Source organism: Streptomyces chartreusis NRRL 3882, assembly GCF_900236475.1.
Taxonomy (GTDB): domain Bacteria; phylum Actinomycetota; class Actinomycetes; order Streptomycetales; family Streptomycetaceae; genus Streptomyces; species Streptomyces chartreusis_D.
Genome location: NZ_LT963352.1, coordinates 2,428,392 through 2,447,724, shown reverse-complemented (window position 1 = coordinate 2,447,724; position 19,333 = coordinate 2,428,392). Strand labels below are relative to the sequence as shown.

Here is a 19,333-nt window from a genome sequence, read left to right as displayed (position 1 = left end):
GACCGGCCCGCACCGCACGGAGCGCTTCTCCGCCACCGTCCCCCTGCCACACGGGCAGCGAGGGACGAAAGACGACAAAGTAACGGAGAAAACGCTAGTGGAGAACGAGACCCACTACGCCGAGGCCGTCATCGACAACGGCGCCTTCGGCACCCGCACCATCCGCTTCGAGACGGGCCGCCTGGCCAAGCAGGCCGCCGGCTCCGCCGTGGCGTACCTGGACGACGACACCATGGTGCTGTCGGCCACCACCGCCTCCAAGAACCCCAAGGACCAGCTCGACTTCTTCCCCCTCACGGTGGACGTCGAGGAGCGGATGTACGCCGCCGGCAAGATCCCCGGCAGCTTCTTCCGCCGTGAGGGCCGCCCCTCCGAGGACGCGATCCTCACCTGCCGCCTGATCGACCGCCCGCTGCGCCCGTCCTTCAAGAAGGGCCTGCGCAACGAGATCCAGGTCGTCGCCACGATCATGGCGCTCAACCCCGACCACCTGTACGACGTCGTCGCGATCAACGCCGCCTCCGCGTCCACGCAGCTGGCCGGTCTGCCCTTCTCCGGCCCGATCGGCGGCGTCCGCGTCGCGCTGATCCGCGGTCAGTGGGTGGCCTTCCCGACGCACACCGAGCTCGAGGACGCCGTCTTCGACATGGTCGTCGCGGGCCGCGTCCTGGAGGACGGCGACGTCGCGATCATGATGGTCGAGGCCGAGGCCACCGAGAAGACCATCAAGCTGGTCGAGGGCGGCGCCGAGGCCCCCACCGAGGAGGTCGTCGCCGCCGGTCTGGAAGCCGCGAAGCCCTTCATCAAGGTCCTCTGCAAGGCCCAGTCGGACCTCGCCTCCAAGGCCGCCAAGCCGACCGGCGAGTTCCCGATCTTCCTGGACTACCAGGACGACGTCCTGGAGGCGCTCACCGCCGCCGTCAAGCCGGAGCTCGCCCAGGCGCTCACCATCGCCGGCAAGCAGGAGCGCGAGTCCGAGCTGGACCGCGTCAAGCAGCTCGCCGCCGAGAAGCTCCTGCCGGAGTTCGAGGGCCGCGAGAAGGAGATCTCCGCCGCGTACCGCTCGCTGACCAAGACCCTGGTCCGCGAGCGCGTCATCAAGGAGAAGAAGCGCATCGACGGCCGCGGTGTCACCGACATCCGCACCCTGGCCGCCGAGGTCGAGGCGATCCCGCGGGTCCACGGCTCCGCGGTGTTCGAGCGTGGCGAGACCCAGATCCTGGGCGTCACCACCCTGAACATGCTCCGCATGGAGCAGCAGCTGGACACGCTGTCGCCGGTGACCCGCAAGCGCTACATGCACAACTACAACTTCCCGCCGTACTCCACCGGCGAGACCGGCCGCGTCGGCTCCCCGAAGCGCCGCGAGATCGGCCACGGCGCCCTCGCCGAGCGCGCCCTGATCCCGGTCCTGCCGACGCGCGAGGAGTTCCCCTACGCGATCCGCCAGGTCTCCGAGGCGCTCAGCTCGAACGGCTCGACCTCCATGGGCTCGGTCTGCGCCTCCACCATGTCGCTGCTGAACGCCGGTGTGCCGCTGAAGGCCCCCGTCGCCGGTATCGCGATGGGCCTGATCTCCCAGGAGATCGAGGGCGAGACGCACTACGTCACCCTCACCGACATCCTCGGTGCGGAGGACGCCTTCGGCGACATGGACTTCAAGGTCGCCGGCACCAAGGAGTTCGTGACCGCCCTCCAGCTCGACACCAAGCTGGACGGCATCCCCGCCTCCGTCCTGGCCGCCGCCCTCAAGCAGGCCCGTGACGCCCGCCTCCACATCCTCGACGTGATGATGGAAGCGATCGACACGCCGGACGAGATGTCCCCGAACGCACCGCGGATCATCACCGTGAAGATCCCGGTCGACAAGATCGGCGAGGTCATCGGCCCCAAGGGCAAGATGATCAACCAGATCCAGGAGGACACCGGCGCCGAGATCACCATCGAGGACGACGGCACGATCTACATCGGCGCCGCCGACGGCCCCGCTGCTGAGGCCGCCCGCGCCACGATCAACGGCATCGCCAACCCGACGATGCCCGAGGTCGGCGAGCGCTACCTCGGTACGGTCGTCAAGACGACGACCTTCGGTGCGTTCGTCTCCCTGCTGCCCGGCAAGGACGGTCTGCTGCACATCTCGCAGATCCGCAAGCTCGCCGGCGGCAAGCGCGTGGAGAACGTCGAGGACGTCCTCGGTGTGGGCCAGAAGGTCCAGGTCGAGATCGCCGAGATCGACTCCCGCGGCAAGCTCTCCCTGATCCCGGTCATCGAGGGCGAAGAGAACGATGAGACGAAGGACGACACCGACAAGTGACGTCGAGCAGCTCCAAGGCGACGGCCCGCACCTCTTCCGAGGCGCGGGCCGTCGCCCGTACCCAAACCCTCATCAAGGGCGAGAACGGCATCGGCACGGTCCGCAAGACCACCCTCCCGGGTGGCCTGCGCATCGTCACCGAGACCCTGCCCTCGGTCCGCTCCGCGACCTTCGGCATCTGGGCGCACGTCGGCTCCCGCGACGAGACCCCGGCCCTGAACGGCGCCACGCACTACCTGGAGCACCTGCTCTTCAAGGGCACGAGCCGCAGGTCCGCCCTGGACATCTCCTCCGCGATCGACGCGGTCGGCGGCGAGATGAACGCGTTCACGGCGAAGGAGTACACGTGCTACTACGCACGTGTGCTCGACACCGACCTGCCGCTCGCCATCGACGTCGTCAGCGACATGCTGACCGGCTCGCTCATCCTCGAGGAGGACGTCGACGTCGAGCGCGGCGCCATCCTCGAAGAGATCGCGATGACCGAGGACGACCCGGGCGACTGCGTGCACGACCTGTTCGCGCACACGATGTTCGGCGACAACCCCCTCGGCCGCCCGGTCCTCGGCACGGTCGACACGGTCAACTCCCTCACCGCCGACCGCATCCGCCGCTTCTACAAGAGGCACTACGACCCGACCCACCTCGTGGTCGCGTGCGCCGGCAACATCGACCACTCCAAGGTCGTACGGCAGGTCCGCGCCGCCTTCGAGAAGGCGGGTGCCTTCAAGGAGCTCGCCGCCGAGCCCGTCGCCCCGCGCAGCGGCCGACGCGCCCTGCGCACCGCCGGCCGGGTCGAGCTGATCGACCGCAAGACCGAGCAGGCCCATGTCGTGCTCGGCATGCCGGGTCTGTCCCGCACGGACGAGCGCCGGTGGGCCCTGGGCGTACTGAACACCGCCCTCGGCGGCGGCATGTCGTCCCGGCTCTTCCAGGAGGTCCGCGAGAAGCGCGGCCTGGCCTACAGCGTGTACTCGTACACCTCGGGCTTCGCCGACTGCGGCCTGTTCGGCGTGTACGCGGGGTGCAGGCCGTCGCAGGTGCACGACGTGCTGAAGATCTGCCGCGACGAACTCGACCACGTCGCCGAGCACGGCCTCTCGGACGACGAGATAGGGCGCGCGATCGGCCAGCTCCAGGGCTCCACGGTCCTCGGCCTGGAGGACACCGGCGCGCTGATGAACCGTATCGGCAAGAGCGAACTGTGCTGGGGCGAGCAGATGTCCGTCGACGACATGCTGTCGCGGATAGCCTCGGTCACCCCGGACGACGTCCGCTCGGTCGCCCGCGAGATCCTGGGACGGCGGCCCTCCCTGTCGGTCATCGGCCCGCTGAAGGACAAACAGGCGGCCCGCCTGCACGACGCCGTCGCCTGACAACCCCCTGGTGAAGGAAGCACAAGAGATGAGCAAGCTGCGCGTGGCGGTCCTCGGCGCCAAGGGCCGGATCGGCTCGGAAGCGGTACGAGCCGTCGAAGCCGCCGAGGACATGGAACTGGTCGCCGCGCTGAGCCGTGGTGACAAGCTGGAGACGCTCGCCGAGACCGGCGCCCAGGTCGTAGTCGAACTGACCACGCCCGACTCGGTCATGGCCAACCTCGACTACTGCGTACACCACGGCATCCACGCGGTCGTCGGCACCACCGGCTGGACCGACGAGCGTCTCGCGCAGCTGACGGGCTGGCTGGAGCAGTCCCCGCGGACGGGCGTGCTCATCGCGCCGAACTTCTCCATCGGGGCCGTCCTGACCATGAAGTTCGCGCAGATCGCCGCGCCGTACTTCGAGTCCGTCGAGGTCGTCGAGCTGCACCACCCGAACAAGGTGGACGCCCCCTCCGGCACCGCCACGCGCACCGCCCAGCTCATCGCCGAGGCCCGCCGCAACGCCGGCTCCGCCCCGGCCCCGGACGCCACGACCACCGCCCTGGACGGCGCCCGCGGCGCCGACGTCGACGGCGTGCCCGTCCACGCCGTCCGGCTGCGCGGCCTGCTCGCCCACCAGGAGGTCCTGCTCGGCGGCGAGGGCGAGACCCTGACGGTCCGGCACGACTCGCTGCACCACAGCAGCTTCATGCCGGGCATCCTGCTCGGCGCCCGCCGCGTGGTGAGCACCCCGGGTCTGACCTTCGGCCTGGAACACTTCCTGGACCTGAGCTGAGTCCCTGATCGTCATGCGCGCGAAGCTCACCTACGCCCTCACGGCCGCCGTCCTGGTCGTCTACTTCGTCCTGGTCGGCAGCCGCGGCGTCCTGCTCATCGAGATCGGCACGCCCCTCACCGTCACCTTCGGTGTCGCGGTGCTGATCCTGCCGGTCATCGGCCTGTGGTTCCTGTGGAAGAACACCCAGTTCGTCCGCAGGGCGAACGCCCTCGCCGCGGAACTCGACGCCGAGGGCGGCCTGCCCGTCGACGAACTGAGGCGTACCCCCAGCGGGCGGATCGACCGGGACTCGGCCGACGAGGTCTTCGCCAGGCGAAAGGCGGAGACGGAGGCCGCCCCCGACGACTGGCGCAGCTGGTTCCGCCTCGCCGTCGCCTACCACGACGCCCGCGACACCCCGCGCGCCCGCAAGGCGATGCAACGCGCGATCGCCCTGCACGACGGCAAGCAGCCCGAGACGGCCTGAACCGCACGCCACTCATGCCGGAGGGGCCGGACCGCGAACGGTCCGGCCCCTCCGGCATGAGAATCCCGGGTACCCAGGGATGTCAGTGCGGGCAGTACTCGTCCGCCCACGCCTCCACCGCGTCCGCCGCCCGGTCGAAGGCCTCCACGCGGCCCAGGAAGTCCGCGTTGTGCGTGGTCAGCAGCGCCGGCCCACCGTCCGGCGACTGACCCCGCCGGACGAGCAGCAGCGCCTGCCCCTGCACCGTCCGCGGCAGCCCCAGCCAGCGCACCGGCTGCTGCACCGTGCGCACGGCCATGACCTGCTCCCAGGACGCCGTACGCGTCGTGAGGAAGCCCACGTGCCGCAGCCCACGCGCGCTCACCCACACGCCCACGCGCAGCAGCCGCAGCGCCGCGGCGATGACGAGCAGCGCGAGCCCGAAGACCACACCGGCCGAGGTCAGTTCGGCCGTCGCCGCGATGATGACCGCGGCGAACAGCACGAACGAGGCGAGCAGCAGCGCCAGAGCAGCCGTCCCCACCCGCCAGGGCCCGGGCCGGTACGGCCGCCGCCAGCGGTCACGGTCGTCGTACGGCAGCGGAACGTCGTCCGTAGCCTCGAAAACGCGGTCGGCCGTCAGGAAGGGCAGGGGCACGGCTGGTCCTCACTCGATCCATGCGTGGGCTGTGCCCGGTGAGGCTACCGATCTGTGTCCCCGGTCACCACTGGCGGGGGGCCGGATGGAGTCACCGCCGCAATGGGACGGCTCAGTTCTTCTGCGACGCCTGAGACTGCTGGGGCTGCGAGCCCGGGTCGTCCGACGACAGCGCGGGTGTCCCGACGACCAGGGAGCCCACGAGCCCCGCCACGATGGTCAGACCCAGCAGCCAGCGCCCGGCCATCTGGCCGACGGACAGCCGCTCGCGGGGTGGGGGAGTGACATTACTGCGGAACCTGTCGGCCTCGGCAACGAAGGCGAACGGTACGGGTTCACGCCGACCGGACATCAGGGGTGCTTCTCCCTTCGGGGAATGGAACGAATCACTCTCGTCCGTAAAGACGAACGAACTCCCTCAGAGGTGCCCTGTTTCACCATTTTCATTGCGGCACGCCACCGATCGCGCTGATTTCGCCGGGCCGTAGAGTGGCGTCGCCACACGACGAGATGGGAAGGCCCTGCCAACCGTGACCGACACCCCCGCCGACGACCCCAAGCCCAGCTACCGCAGCGATGTGACCGTCGAGCTGGTCAAGCACACCGCGTCCGACGCGGACGTCCTGTTCGCCGCCCGTGTCTCGACCCTGGGCGAGCAGTCCCTGGACGAGCTGAAGAAGGACCCCGAGCGTTCCAAGGGCCTGATCAACTACCTGATGCGGGACCGGCACGGCAGCCCCTTCGAGCACAACTCGATGACCTTCCTCATCAGCGCCCCGATCTTCGTCTTCCGCGAGTTCATGCGGCACCGCGTCGGCTGGTCGTACAACGAGGAGAGCGGCCGCTACCGGGAGCTCCAGCCGGTCTTCTACGTCCCCGACGAGTCCCGCAAGCTCGTCCAGGAGGGCCGCCCCGGCAAGTACGTCTTCGTCGAGGGCACCCAGGCCCAGCAGGAACTGGTCGGCCGTGTCATGGAGGACTCCTACCGGCAGGCGTACGAGGCCTACCAGGAGATGCTGGCCGCCGGCGTCGCCCGCGAGGTCGCCCGTGCGGTCCTCCCTGTAGGCCTGTACTCCTCGATGTACGCCACCTGCAACGCGCGCTCGCTGATGCACTTCCTCGGCCTGCGCACCCAGCACGAGCTGGCCAAGGTCCCGTCCTTCCCGCAGCGCGAGATCGAGATGGTCGGGGAGAAGATGGAGGCCGAGTGGGCCCGGCTCATGCCGCTCACCTACGCGGCCTTCAACGCGAACGGACGCGTGGCGCCGTGACGCGCCCCGGTTCCCCGGTCAGGCACAGATGTACGGTTCAGCCGCGCGAAGTGTCCGTATTGCGGCATTTCGAGAAGTTCATCTAGCCTGATCAAACGGGTCCGGCACTGCTTGAACCCCCGAGCAGGCAGTGCCGGGCTCCACCTTTGTCACGACTTGTCGCCTCCCCCTAGGGCAGACCCGGTCCTGAGCAACGAGTAGCGTGTAACCCATGGCTCCGACCTCGACTCCGCAGACCCCCTTCGGGCGGGTCCTCACCGCCATGGTCACGCCCTTCAAGGCGGACGGCGCACTCGACCTCGACGGCGCGCAGCGGCTCGCCACCCACCTGGTGGACGCAGGCAACGACGGCCTGGTCATCAGCGGCACCACGGGCGAGTCGCCGACCACCAGTGACGCGGAGAAAAGGGATCTCGTACGGGCGGTCCTGGAGGCCGTCGGCGACCGCGCCCACGTCGTGGCCGGGGTCGGCACCAACGACACCCACCACAGCATCGAACTCGCCCGCACGGCGGAGCGCACCGGCGCACACGGCCTGCTCCTCGTGACCCCGTACTACAACAAGCCCCCGCAAGAGGGCCTCTACCGGCACTTCACGGCCGTCGCCGACGCCACCGAGCTGCCGGTCATGCTCTACGACATCCCCGGCCGCAGCGGCGTCCCGATCAACACGGAGACGCTCGTCCGCCTCGCCGAGCACCCCCGGATCGTCGCCAACAAGGACGCCAAGGGCGACCTGGGCCGGGCGAGCTGGGCCATCGCCCGCTCCGGTCTCGCCTGGTACTCCGGCGACGACATGCTGAACCTGCCTCTGCTCTCCGTGGGCGCGGTCGGCTTCGTCTCGGTCGTCGGCCACGTGGTCACCCCCGAGCTGCGCGCCCTGGTCGACGCATACACCTCGGGCGACGTCCAGAAGGCCACCGAGATCCACCAGAAGCTGCTCTCGGTCTACACGGGCATGTTCCGCACCCAGGGCGTGATGACGACCAAGGCGGCGCTCGCCCTGAAGGGCCTGCCCGGCGGACCCCTGCGCGCCCCCATGGTCGAGTGCGCGCCCGAGGAGATCGAGCAACTCAAGATCGATCTTGCCGCCGGCGGGGTACAGCTCTGACACCAGACTTCGCGCGGACCCCCGCGCACCTGCTTCACAGCTTCACAACTGAATAAGCGGGCCACCGGTGCCCGCACCATCCATACGACAACTGCTTCTGCACGAACGTCACGCGCGCCACGTGCCCTACCGGTACGTGGCGTGCGTGGTTGAGGAGAGTCTTTTGAGTCATCCGCATCCCGAACTCAGCCCGCCCCCGCCGCTCCCCGAAGGCGGCCTGCGGGTCACCCCACTCGGCGGCCTCGGCGAGATCGGCCGGAACATGACGGTCTTCGAGTACGGCGGCCGCCTGTTGATCGTCGACTGCGGAGTGCTCTTCCCCGAGGAGGAGCAGCCCGGAATCGACCTGATCCTGCCGGACTTCTCGTCCATCAGGGACCGCCTCGACGACATCGAGGGCATCGTCCTCACGCACGGCCACGAGGACCACATCGGCGGCGTCCCCTTCCTCTTGCGCGAGAAGCCGGACATCCCGCTGATCGGCTCCAAGCTGACCCTCGCCCTCATCGAGGCCAAGCTCCAGGAGCACCGCATCCGCCCGTACACCCTCGAGGTGGCGGAAGGGCACCGCGAGCGCATCGGCCCGTTCGACTGCGAGTTCGTCGCGGTCAACCACTCCATCCCCGACGCGCTGGCCGTCGCCATCCGCACCCCCGCGGGCATGGTGGTCCACACCGGCGACTTCAAGATGGACCAGCTCCCGCTGGACAGCCGCCTCACGGACCTCCACGCATTCGCACGTCTGAGCGAGGAGGGCATCGACCTCCTGCTCTCGGACTCGACGAACGCCGAGGTCCCGGGCTTCGTCCCGCCCGAGCGGGAGATCTCCAACGTCCTGCGCCAGGTCTTCGCCGGCGCCCGCAAGCGCATCATCGTCGCGAGCTTCGCCAGTCACGTCCACCGCATCCAGCAGATCCTGGACGCGGCGCACGAGTACGGCCGCCGCGTCGCCTTCGTCGGGCGCTCCATGGTCCGCAACATGGGTATCGCACGCGACCTGGGCTACCTGAAGGTCCCCCCGGGCCTGGTGGTGGACGTCAAGACGCTCGACGACCTCCCGGACAGCGAGGTGGTCCTCGTCTGCACGGGCTCCCAGGGCGAACCCATGGCGGCCCTCTCGAGGATGGCCAACAGGGACCACCAGATCCGCATCGTCCAGGGCGACACCGTGATCCTGGCGTCGTCCCTGATCCCCGGCAACGAGAACGCGGTTTACCGCGTGATCAACGGCCTCACCCGCTGGGGCGCCAACGTGGTCCACAAGGGCAACGCCAAGGTCCACGTCTCGGGCCACGCCTCGGCCGGCGAGCTGCTGTACTTCTACAACATCTGCCGCCCGAAGAACCTGATGCCGGTGCACGGCGAATGGCGCCATCTGCGCGCCAACGCCGAACTGGGCGCCCTGACGGGCGTCCCGCACGACCGCATCGTCATCGCCGAGGACGGCGTCGCCGTCGACCTCGTCGAGGGCAAGGCCAAGATCTCGGGCAAGGTCCAGGCGGGCTACGTCTACGTCGACGGCCTCTCGGTCGGTGACGTGGGAGAGCCGGCGCTCAAGGACCGCAAGATCCTCGGCGACGAGGGCATCATCTCGGTCTTCGTGGTCATGGACTCGTCCACCGGGAAGATCACCGGGGGCCCGCACATCCAGGCCCGCGGCTCCGGCATCGAGGACTCCGCCTTCGGCGACGTGATCCCCAGGATCACGGAGTCACTCGAGCGCTCCGCCCAGGACGGCGTGGTCGAACCCCACCAGCTCCAGCAGCTCGTTCGCCGCACGCTGGGCAAGTGGGTCTCGGACACGTACCGACGTCGGCCGATGATCCTGCCTGTGGTCGTGGAGGTCTGACGGTCCGTCGGGCCTGAACAGGCGCCAACTGGGAGCGGGGCTCCTCGATTTGCATCGAGGAGCCCCGCTCCAGTAGGTTTACAACTCCTTCCGAAGGGGCACCCGGCCGACTCAGGCACGGGAACCATGCCCGGCCGACGAAGGGAAATCCGACTCAGAAACCTCTGATAAAGTCGGAACCGCCGGAAAGGGAAACGCGGAAGCGGGAACCTGGAAAGCACCGAGGAAATCGGATCGGAAAAAGATCTGATAGAGTCGGAAACGCAAGACCGAAGGGAAGCGCCCGGAGGAAAGCCCGAGAGGGTGAGTACAAAGGAAGCGACCGTTCCTTGAGAACTCAACAGCGTGCCAAAAGTCAACGCCAGATATGTTGATACCCCGTCTCCAGCATCCGCTGGGACGAGGTTCCTTTGAAAAAACACAGCGAGGACGCTGTGAACGGCCGGGCTTATTCCGCCTGGCTGTTCCGCTCTCGTGGTGTTGCACCGGATTACCGGTACACATTCACGGAGAGTTTGATCCTGGCTCAGGACGAACGCTGGCGGCGTGCTTAACACATGCAAGTCGAACGATGAACCACTTCGGTGGGGATTAGTGGCGAACGGGTGAGTAACACGTGGGCAATCTGCCCTGCACTCTGGGACAAGCCCTGGAAACGGGGTCTAATACCGGATACAACCACTAGGGGCATCTCTTGGTGGTGGAAAGCTCCGGCGGTGCAGGATGAGCCCGCGGCCTATCAGCTTGTTGGTGAGGTAATGGCTCACCAAGGCGACGACGGGTAGCCGGCCTGAGAGGGCGACCGGCCACACTGGGACTGAGACACGGCCCAGACTCCTACGGGAGGCAGCAGTGGGGAATATTGCACAATGGGCGAAAGCCTGATGCAGCGACGCCGCGTGAGGGATGACGGCCTTCGGGTTGTAAACCTCTTTCAGCAGGGAAGAAGCGAAAGTGACGGTACCTGCAGAAGAAGCGCCGGCTAACTACGTGCCAGCAGCCGCGGTAATACGTAGGGCGCGAGCGTTGTCCGGAATTATTGGGCGTAAAGAGCTCGTAGGCGGCTTGTCGCGTCGGTTGTGAAAGCCCGGGGCTTAACCCCGGGTCTGCAGTCGATACGGGCAGGCTAGAGTTCGGTAGGGGAGATCGGAATTCCTGGTGTAGCGGTGAAATGCGCAGATATCAGGAGGAACACCGGTGGCGAAGGCGGATCTCTGGGCCGATACTGACGCTGAGGAGCGAAAGCGTGGGGAGCGAACAGGATTAGATACCCTGGTAGTCCACGCCGTAAACGGTGGGCACTAGGTGTGGGCAACATTCCACGTTGTCCGTGCCGCAGCTAACGCATTAAGTGCCCCGCCTGGGGAGTACGGCCGCAAGGCTAAAACTCAAAGGAATTGACGGGGGCCCGCACAAGCGGCGGAGCATGTGGCTTAATTCGACGCAACGCGAAGAACCTTACCAAGGCTTGACATACACCGGAAAACCCTGGAGACAGGGTCCCCCTTGTGGTCGGTGTACAGGTGGTGCATGGCTGTCGTCAGCTCGTGTCGTGAGATGTTGGGTTAAGTCCCGCAACGAGCGCAACCCTTGTCCCGTGTTGCCAGCAGGCCCTTGTGGTGCTGGGGACTCACGGGAGACCGCCGGGGTCAACTCGGAGGAAGGTGGGGACGACGTCAAGTCATCATGCCCCTTATGTCTTGGGCTGCACACGTGCTACAATGGCCGGTACAATGAGCTGCGATACCGCGAGGTGGAGCGAATCTCAAAAAGCCGGTCTCAGTTCGGATTGGGGTCTGCAACTCGACCCCATGAAGTCGGAGTCGCTAGTAATCGCAGATCAGCATTGCTGCGGTGAATACGTTCCCGGGCCTTGTACACACCGCCCGTCACGTCACGAAAGTCGGTAACACCCGAAGCCGGTGGCCCAACCCCTTGGGGAGGGAGCTGTCGAAGGTGGGACTGGCGATTGGGACGAAGTCGTAACAAGGTAGCCGTACCGGAAGGTGCGGCTGGATCACCTCCTTTCTAAGGAGCACTTCTAGGCTGCTTCGGCAGTCCAGAGGCCAGCATGCGAGCGAACGTCTCGCACTGGTTGCTCATGGGTGGAACGTTGACTACTCGGCACACTTGACCTGCTCTGGTCGCTAGTACTGCTTCGGCGTGGAACGCGAGATGGAGAGGCGAGGGTGCCGGGCACGCTGTTGGGTGTCTGAGGGAATGAACTTTCCTCAGTGCCGGCCCCGGTAAAGGTCCACGGAAGTGGGTTGTGACGGGTGGCTGGTCGTTGTTTGAGAACTGCACAGTGGACGCGAGCATCTGTGGCCAAGTTTTTAAGGGCGCACGGTGGATGCCTTGGCACCAGGAACCGATGAAGGACGTGGGAGGCCACGATAGTCCCCGGGGAGTCGTCAACCAGGCTTTGATCCGGGGGTTTCCGAATGGGGAAACCCGGCAGTCGTCATGGGCTGTCACCCGCTGCTGAACACATAGGCAGTGTGGAGGGAACGCGGGGAAGTGAAACATCTCAGTACCCGCAGGAAGAGAAAACAACCGTGATTCCGGGAGTAGTGGCGAGCGAAACCGGATGAGGCCAAACCGTATGCGTGTGAGACCCGGCAGGGGTTGCGTATACGGGGTTGTGGGATCTCTCTTTCACGGTCTGCCGGCTGTGAGACGAGTCAGAAACCGTTGATGTAGGCGAAGGACATGCGAAAGGTCCGGCGTAGAGGGTAAGACCCCCGTAGTCGAAACGTCAGCGGCTCGTTTGAGAGACACCCAAGTAGCACGGGGCCCGAGAAATCCCGTGTGAATCTGGCGGGACCACCCGCTAAGCCTAAATATTCCCTGGTGACCGATAGCGGATAGTACCGTGAGGGAATGGTGAAAAGTACCCCGGGAGGGGAGTGAAATAGTACCTGAAACCGTGTGCCTACAAGCCGTGGGAGCGTCGGAACAAGGCTTGCCTTGTTCTCGTGACTGCGTGCCTTTTGAAGAATGAGCCTGCGAGTTTGCGGTGTGTTGCGAGGTTAACCCGGGTGGGGAAGCCGTAGCGAAAGCGAGTCCGAATAGGGCGCTGTAGTAGCACGCTCAAGACCCGAAGCGGAGTGATCTAGCCATGGGCAGGTTGAAGCGGAGGTAAGACTTCGTGGAGGACCGAACCCACCAGGGTTGAAAACCTGGGGGATGACCTGTGGTTAGGGGTGAAAGGCCAATCAAACTCCGTGATAGCTGGTTCTCCCCGAAATGCATTTAGGTGCAGCGTCGTGTGTTTCTTGCCGGAGGTAGAGCACTGGATAGGCGATGGGCCCTACCGGGTTACTGACCTTAGCCAAACTCCGAATGCCGGTAAGTGAGAGCGCGGCAGTGAGACTGTGGGGGATAAGCTCCATGGTCGAGAGGGAAACAGCCCAGAGCATCGACTAAGGCCCCTAAGCGTACGCTAAGTGGGAAAGGATGTGGAGTCGCACAGACAACCAGGAGGTTGGCTTAGAAGCAGCCACCCTTGAAAGAGTGCGTAATAGCTCACTGGTCTAGTGATTCCGCGCCGACAATGTAGCGGGGCTCAAGCGTACCGCCGAAGTCGTGTCATTCACACAATAGCCCCAACGGGTGTGTGGATGGGTAGGGGAGCGTCGTCTGCCGGGTGAAGCAGCCGTGTAAGCGAGTTGTGGACGGTTGACGAGTGAGAATGCAGGCATGAGTAGCGATTCACACGTGAGAAACGTGTGCGCCGATTGACTAAGGGTTCCTGGGTCAAGCTGATCTGCCCAGGGTAAGTCGGGACCTAAGGCGAGGCCGACAGGCGTAGTCGATGGATAACCGGTTGATATTCCGGTACCCGCTGTGAAGCGTCAAACATCGAGCATCGTGATGCTAAGGCCGTGAAGCCGCCCCTGATCTCTTCGGAGTGAGGGGGAGTGGTGGAGCCGCTGAACCAAGCGGTTAGTAGGTGAGTGATGGGGTGACGCAGGAAGGTAGTCCAGCCCGGGCGGTGGTTGTCCCGGGGTAAGGGTGTAGCCCGTCATCTAGGTAAATCCGGATGACATGTGGGTGAGACCTGATGCCGAGCCGATTGTGGTGAAGTGGATGATCCTATGCTGTCGAGAAAAGCCTCTAGCGAGTTTCATGGCGGCCCGTACCCTAAACCGACTCAGGTGGTCAGGTAGAGAATACCGAGGCGTTCGGGTGAACTATGGTTAAGGAACTCGGCAAAATGCCCCCGTAACTTCGGGAGAAGGGGGGCCACATCTGGTGATGAGCTTCGCGCTCTGAGCTGGGGGTGGCCGCAGAGACCAGCGAGAAGCGACTGTTTACTAAAAACACAGGTCCGTGCGAAGCCGTAAGGCGATGTATACGGACTGACGCCTGCCCGGTGCTGGAACGTTAAGGGGACCGGTTAGCTCCATTTCGGTGGGGCGAAGCTGAGAACTTAAGCGCCAGTAAACGGCGGTGGTAACTATAACCATCCTAAGGTAGCGAAATTCCTTGTCGGGTAAGTTCCGACCTGCACGAATGGCGTAACGACTTCTCGACTGTCTCAACCATAGGCCCGGTGAAATTGCACTACGAGTAAAGATGCTCGTTTCGCGCAGCAGGACGGAAAGACCCCGGGACCTTTACTACAGTTTGATATTGGTGTTCGGTTCGGCTTGTGTAGGATAGCTGGGAGACTGTGAAGCGCTAACGCCAGTTAGTGTGGAGTCGTCGTTGAAATACCAGTCTGGTCGTGCTGGATGTCTAACCTGGGTCCGTGATCCGGATCAGGGACAGTGTCTGATGGGTAGTTTAACTGGGGCGGTTGCCTCCTAAAGGGTAACGGAGGCGCCCAAAGGTTCCCTCAGCCTGGTTGGCAATCAGGTGTTGAGTGTAAGTGCACAAGGGAGCTTGACTGTGAGACCGACGGGTCGAGCAGGGACGAAAGTCGGGACTAGTGATCCGGCGGTGGCTTGTGGAAGCGCCGTCGCTCAACGGATAAAAGGTACCCCGGGGATAACAGGCTGATCTTCCCCAAGAGTCCATATCGACGGGATGGTTTGGCACCTCGATGTCGGCTCGTCGCATCCTGGGGCTGGAGTCGGTCCCAAGGGTTGGGCTGTTCGCCCATTAAAGCGGTACGCGAGCTGGGTTTAGAACGTCGTGAGACAGTTCGGTCCCTATCCGCTGTGCGCGTAGGAGTCTTGAGAAGGGCTGTCCCTAGTACGAGAGGACCGGGACGGACGAACCTCTGGTGTGCCAGTTGTTCTGCCAAGGGCATGGCTGGTTGGCTACGTTCGGGAGGGATAACCGCTGAAAGCATCTAAGCGGGAAGCCTGCTTCGAGATGAGGACTCCCACCCACTTGATGGGGTAAGGCTCCCAGTAGACGACTGGGTTGATAGGCCGGATCTGGAAGCACGGTAACGTGTGGAGGTGACCAGTACTAATAGGCCGAGGGCTTGTCCTCAGTTGCTCGCGTCCACTGTGTTGGTTCTGAAACCACGAACAGCCCCATGCCATGGTCATGGTGTGGTGCGGCTGACAGTTTCATAGCGTTTCGGTGGTTATAGCGTAGGGGAAACGCCCGGTTACATTCCGAACCCGGAAGCTAAGCCTTACAGCGCCGATGGTACTGCAGGGGGGACCCTGTGGGAGAGTAGGACGCCGCCGAACAAATATTGACAGGGTTGGACCCGGAACTTCGGTTACGGGTCCAACCCTTTTTTGTTCTCCGTCACTTGAAGTTCACGTTGCGCGATCAGCATCCAGAGCATGGGTACTGCTGCAATGCTCAGGGCCGCCGGGGTCGGACTCGGTGACGAGGTCGTCGTGCCGGCCTTCGGGAACGTCGAGGTCGCCGAGGCCGTGGCCAAGGCCGGGGCGCTGCCCGTCTTCGCCGACATAGATCCCTTCACCTACTGCCTCGATGCCTCCGCTGTGGAAGCGGCGGTGACTCCGCGGACCGCTGCCGTGGTGGTCGTACACCGCTTCGGCCGGCTCGCCGACATCGCGCGGCTGCACGAGCTGGGAGCGCGGCACGGGCTGCTCGTGCTGGAGCAGGGGGAATCCGAGGCGCCGTACGACGAGATAGCCCAGCGCAGGGAGCGGGCAGCCTACCTCCACGCGAAGTTGAGCGGTGTGCGGACACCGGACGACGGTGACGGGCACACCTATCAGCAGTACGTCGTGCGTGTTCCGGGCAACGGGCGGCCGGATCGGGACGCTTTCGCGCGGGCCGTGCGGAGCAGGGGAGTCGAGTGCCGCGTGCCGGTGAAGACTCCCGTGCATCGACTGCCCGAATTCCGACGGTGTGTGTCTCTCCCGGAGACGGAGCGGGCTTCCGATGAGACGCTCGCGCTGCCGGTGGACGCCACTCTGACCAAGCGGGACATGCAGCGGATCGTGTCCGCCTGTAATGCCCTTGGAGGGCTTCTTCAGCCCGCTTTCTGACGTGGTTGGGAGCACGGGTCTGTTCGGGGTATGATCTATTCCGTTGCCGCGCGGGAAACCCGCAAAGCGACAGGCCCCTATAGCTCAGTCGGTAGAGCGTCTCCATGGTAAGGAGAAGGTCAACGGTTCGATTCCGTTTGGGGGCTCCAGCAGAAAAGGCCCCACCCTCACGGGTGGGGCCTTTTTCGTGCCCTAGTCCTTGTGGAGGCCCGGGACGCGCATCGCCAGGATCGCCATGTCGTCGGACGGGGCGTCCGAAGCGAAGCGTTCCACCGCGCGCATGATGCGGGCCGCGACCGCGCCCGCCGTGAGGCCCGTGCAGGTCGTGAGGACGTCGGCGAGTCCGTCGTCTCCCAGCATGCGGGCGCCTTCGCGGCGTTCGGTGACGCCGTCCGTGACGCACAGGAGCACGTCGCCCGGGTCGAGGGTGATCGTCTGCTCGTAGAGCTCCAGGTCGTCGATGACGCCGAGGAGCGGCTGGGGTTCGGCTGCCGGTTCCACCGAGCCGTCCTGGCGCAGGCGCAGCGGGAGCGGGTGACCGGCGCAGACGACCTTCAGTTCCGCGCTGCCGTCCTCCTGGGGGCGCATCTCGCCGTAGAGGAGGGTGAGGAAGCGGCTGCGGGCGCCCTCGTCGAGGATGGCGGAGTTCAGGCGTTCCAGGACCGCCGGCCCGCTGAGGCCCTCGCGGGCCAGGAGGCGCAGGGCGTGGCGGGCCAGGCCCGTGACCGCCGCCGCGTTCGGGCCCGTACCGCAGACGTCGCCGATGGCGAAGCCGTAGGCGCCGTCGCGGATGGGGAAGACGTCGTAGAAGTCGCCGCCGACCTCGTTGCCCTCGCCGGCCGCGCGGTAGATGACCTCGACCTCGACGCCCTCGATGTCGGGGAGTTCGGGCGGCAGGAGGCTGCGCTGGAGGGACTGGCTGATGGCCGTGCGCTCGGAGTAGAGGCGGGCGTTGTCCAGGGCCAGGGCGGCTCGGCGGGACAGGTCCTCGGCCAGTTCCAGGATCTCCTGGCGGAAGTGCTCGTCGGTCGGCTTGCCGAGGGTCAGCATGCCGATGACACGGTTGCGGGCGACCAGGGGGAGGACGACCGTCTCGCCGCCCACGGCGGATGCCGTGGCGAGGGTCGGGCCGATGCCGGGGGTGACCTGGTGGGTCGGGCCGCCGCTGAGGCCGAGGCTGCGCATCGAGCTGCGAAGGGCCGCCTGGTGGGCCACCTCGGCGGGGGCCGTCCAGACGCGGGCGCCGGGGGTGGGGACCGGATCGGGCGGGGGCACCTTCGACAGCAGGGACTTGATGCCGTCGATGAGTTCCTCGTCCTCGTGCAGGACGTACGAGAGGTACGGCTCGGAGGCCTGGTGGGCGATCGTGTAGACGGCGCACCAGGTGGCGAGGGTCGGGACCGTCATCTGGGCCATCAGGGCCAGGGTCTGGTCGCGGTCCAGGGTTCCGGCGAGCAGGTCGGAGGCCTCGACGAGGAAGTTCAGGGAGCCGCGGCGCAGGCGTTCGAGTTCGCCGAGGCGGGCCGATTCGACGGCGAGCGCGATGCGGTCGGCGGCGAACTGGAGGCGCAGGGCTTCCTCGTTGGAGTATCTGCCCGGGGCCTCGGCGGCGACGCCGAGGGAGCCGGTGAGGCGGCCCTCGACCTTCAGCGGGACCGTGACGACCGAGCGCATGCCCGTGCCGTTCAGCAGCGGCACGGCGCCGGGGACCGCCGTCAGGTCGTCGTGGACGGCCGGCATGCGGGCGGAGCCGTAGCGGCCGGAGCCTGCCTCTACGGGGACGCGGGCGAAGCGCTGGCGGGCGGAGGGCAGGCCCGTGGAGGCGCGGACCTCCAGTTCCGTCTCGTCGTCGGTGGCCAGCAGGAGGAACGCGGAATCGCCGTCGAGCATGTCGCGGGCACGTTCGACCGTGCGCTGGAGGAGGCCGTCGAGGTCGTCCGGGGCGGGGTAGCCGATGAACACCTCGAAGGGGTCGGTGCTCTGGCCCTCGGAGGTGGTGGAGCTGTCGGAGGCGGGGACGCGCAGGGGCGTCTGGAGAACGGCCCGTTCGTGGTCCCTCACCAGGAGGCACACGGTTGACGGTTCGCCGCCGGTGTCGCGGACGCGCAGGTGGGAGGCGTAGACGGGGGTGACGCGGCCGTTGGCGGCGCGGATGCCGTAGCTGCCTTCCCAGCGGGAGAGCTGGAGTGCCTCCGCGATGCCGGTGCTGGTGCCCGGGGTGTGCGGCCAGGCCGCGAGGTCGGTCAGGGGCTTGCCGGTGACCTGCTCGGCCGGGTAGCCGAAGAGGTCCTCGGCGTCCTCGTTCCAGGCGGTGATGTGGCCGGTGCGGTCGATCTGGATGACGGCCACGCGGACCCGGCCGTCGGCGAGCGGGAGGAGGTCGGCGGGGAGGGCCGGGCCGGCCGCGCGGGTGCCCACCGTCCGGGCCGGGAGGTCGAGTTGGAACCAGACGGTCTTGTGGGTGGGGGTGTACTCGACACCCCAGCGGCCGGCGAGGGCCGCGCACAGCTGGAGGCCGCGTCCGCCCTCGCGGTCGGGGCTGCCCATGTTGATGGCCGAGGCCTGGAGCGGGATCTCACGCTCGGGGTACCGGTCGGCCACCTCGATGCGTACGCCCTCGTCGCTGCGCAGGCAGAGCAGGTCGGCGGAGGTGCCGGCGTGGACCACGGCGTTGGTCACCAGTTCGCTGGTGAGAACGACGGCGTCGTCGACGATGTCGGCGAAGCCCCAGCCCTGGAGGGTGTCGCGGACGAAGGAGCGGGCGCTCGCGACAGATCGCCCGACGGGCTCGAAACTGGCGGCCGCGCGCGCGGTGATCACAGAACTCCTCGACCGGTTCTCGACGTGCTGGGCTGCGTGGCCGACCGGCTCGCACCGCTGTTGCGGCAGGCCACCCGTCGGCCGGGGGTCCGGGGGCTGTCCCCCCGGGATCAGTCCGGTGGTCATGTGTGCGGCCGCCCCTCCGATGCCCGCTCGTCTTCGTGCCACCGCCCAGGCCGGACGAACCGGCGCGGCTGGACAGCCGGATGCAAGGTTACTTACCTTCGCGGTCCAAGCGGATGCCGGTCTGCAGTGTTTCCGTCCGGAGGGTGTGCGG

General features: G+C 66.3%; 11 protein-coding genes, 1 tRNA gene and 3 rRNA genes. 12 read left to right on the top strand and 3 right to left on the bottom strand.

Annotation, left to right across the window (positions count from 1 at the left end; translation table 11 throughout):
- Positions 1 to 97: 97 nt before the first annotated feature.
- Genes SCNRRL3882_RS10755 through SCNRRL3882_RS10740 form a run of 4 tightly spaced genes read left to right on the top strand, consistent with a single transcriptional unit; the run spans position 98 to position 4,940 of the window.
- Positions 98 to 2,314, top strand: coding sequence for a polyribonucleotide nucleotidyltransferase (locus tag SCNRRL3882_RS10755; RefSeq protein ID WP_010042735.1), 2,217 nt, complete (start codon positions 98 to 100; stop codon positions 2,312 to 2,314).
- A complete protein-coding gene (locus SCNRRL3882_RS10750) occupies positions 2,311 to 3,690 on the top strand; it encodes a M16 family metallopeptidase (protein ID WP_010042734.1) in 1,380 nt (459 codons plus the stop codon). Before SCNRRL3882_RS10755 ends, SCNRRL3882_RS10750 begins: the two co-directional genes overlap by 4 nt.
- Before the next feature lie 28 nt (positions 3,691 to 3,718).
- Positions 3,719 to 4,471 (top strand): 4-hydroxy-tetrahydrodipicolinate reductase, encoded by a 753-nt coding sequence (gene dapB / locus SCNRRL3882_RS10745; protein WP_010042733.1) that lies wholly within the window; start codon positions 3,719 to 3,721, stop codon positions 4,469 to 4,471.
- 13 nt (positions 4,472 to 4,484) lie between these two features.
- Complete coding sequence (locus SCNRRL3882_RS10740) at positions 4,485 to 4,940, top strand: hypothetical protein (protein ID WP_010042732.1); 456 nt, start codon at positions 4,485 to 4,487, stop codon at positions 4,938 to 4,940.
- An 82-nt stretch (positions 4,941 to 5,022) separates the two neighbouring features.
- On the opposite strand, the gene SCNRRL3882_RS10735 is transcribed toward SCNRRL3882_RS10740, so the two are convergent.
- Positions 5,023 to 5,577, bottom strand: coding sequence for a hypothetical protein (locus SCNRRL3882_RS10735; RefSeq protein ID WP_010042731.1), 555 nt, complete (start codon positions 5,575 to 5,577; stop codon positions 5,023 to 5,025).
- Between the two features lie 112 nt (positions 5,578 to 5,689).
- Entirely contained in the window at positions 5,690 to 5,929 is a 240-nt protein-coding gene (locus tag SCNRRL3882_RS10730; protein WP_010042726.1) for a hypothetical protein, read from the bottom strand.
- A 178-nt stretch (positions 5,930 to 6,107) separates the two neighbouring features.
- Between SCNRRL3882_RS10730 and thyX the strand changes: the two genes are divergently transcribed.
- The 8 genes from thyX to SCNRRL3882_RS10685 all read left to right on the top strand — a co-directional run bounded on the left by thyX (position 6,108) and on the right by SCNRRL3882_RS10685 (position 16,385).
- Positions 6,108 to 6,848, top strand: coding sequence for an FAD-dependent thymidylate synthase (gene thyX, locus SCNRRL3882_RS10725; RefSeq protein WP_010042723.1), 741 nt, complete (start codon positions 6,108 to 6,110; stop codon positions 6,846 to 6,848).
- 211 nt (positions 6,849 to 7,059) lie between these two features.
- A complete protein-coding gene (gene dapA, locus SCNRRL3882_RS10720) occupies positions 7,060 to 7,959 on the top strand; it encodes a 4-hydroxy-tetrahydrodipicolinate synthase (RefSeq protein ID WP_010042721.1) in 900 nt (299 codons plus the stop codon).
- A 163-nt stretch (positions 7,960 to 8,122) separates the two neighbouring features.
- On the top strand, positions 8,123 to 9,808 hold the full coding sequence (locus tag SCNRRL3882_RS10715) for a ribonuclease J (RefSeq protein WP_010042718.1): 1,686 nt from the start codon (positions 8,123 to 8,125) through the stop codon (positions 9,806 to 9,808).
- A gap of 503 nt (positions 9,809 to 10,311) precedes the next feature.
- Positions 10,312 to 11,836: ribosomal RNA gene (locus SCNRRL3882_RS10705) — 16S ribosomal RNA — on the top strand.
- A 295-nt stretch (positions 11,837 to 12,131) separates the two neighbouring features.
- Positions 12,132 to 15,253 (top strand): 23S ribosomal RNA (locus tag SCNRRL3882_RS10700).
- Positions 15,254 to 15,342: 89 nt separating this feature from the next.
- Positions 15,343 to 15,459, top strand: a 5S ribosomal RNA gene (rrf, locus tag SCNRRL3882_RS10695).
- The 16S, 23S and 5S rRNA genes sit together here, the layout of an rRNA operon.
- A 114-nt stretch (positions 15,460 to 15,573) precedes the next feature.
- Positions 15,574 to 16,236 (top strand): DegT/DnrJ/EryC1/StrS family aminotransferase, encoded by a 663-nt coding sequence (locus SCNRRL3882_RS10690; protein WP_010034700.1) that lies wholly within the window; start codon positions 15,574 to 15,576, stop codon positions 16,234 to 16,236.
- 73 nt (positions 16,237 to 16,309) lie between these two features.
- Positions 16,310 to 16,385, top strand: a tRNA-Thr gene (locus SCNRRL3882_RS10685).
- A 43-nt stretch (positions 16,386 to 16,428) separates the two neighbouring features.
- On the opposite strand, the gene SCNRRL3882_RS10680 is transcribed toward SCNRRL3882_RS10685, so the two are convergent.
- A complete protein-coding gene (locus SCNRRL3882_RS10680) occupies positions 16,429 to 19,182 on the bottom strand; it encodes a SpoIIE family protein phosphatase (RefSeq protein WP_029180806.1) in 2,754 nt (917 codons plus the stop codon).
- Positions 19,183 to 19,333 lie beyond the last annotated feature (151 nt).

Coding starts and splice junctions, on each gene's coding strand:
- SCNRRL3882_RS10740 (WP_010042732.1), top strand. CDS start 4,485: ATGCGCGCGAAGCTCACCTACGCCCTCACGGCCGCCGTCCTGGTCGTC.
- dapA (WP_010042721.1), top strand. CDS start 7,060: ATGGCTCCGACCTCGACTCCGCAGACCCCCTTCGGGCGGGTCCTCACC.
- SCNRRL3882_RS10690 (WP_010034700.1), top strand. CDS start 15,574: ATGCTCAGGGCCGCCGGGGTCGGACTCGGTGACGAGGTCGTCGTGCCG.
- dapB (WP_010042733.1), top strand. CDS start 3,719: ATGAGCAAGCTGCGCGTGGCGGTCCTCGGCGCCAAGGGCCGGATCGGC.
- SCNRRL3882_RS10730 (WP_010042726.1), bottom strand. CDS start 5,929: ATGTCCGGTCGGCGTGAACCCGTACCGTTCGCCTTCGTTGCCGAGGCC.
- SCNRRL3882_RS10680 (WP_029180806.1), bottom strand. CDS start 19,182: ATGACCACCGGACTGATCCCGGGGGGACAGCCCCCGGACCCCCGGCCG.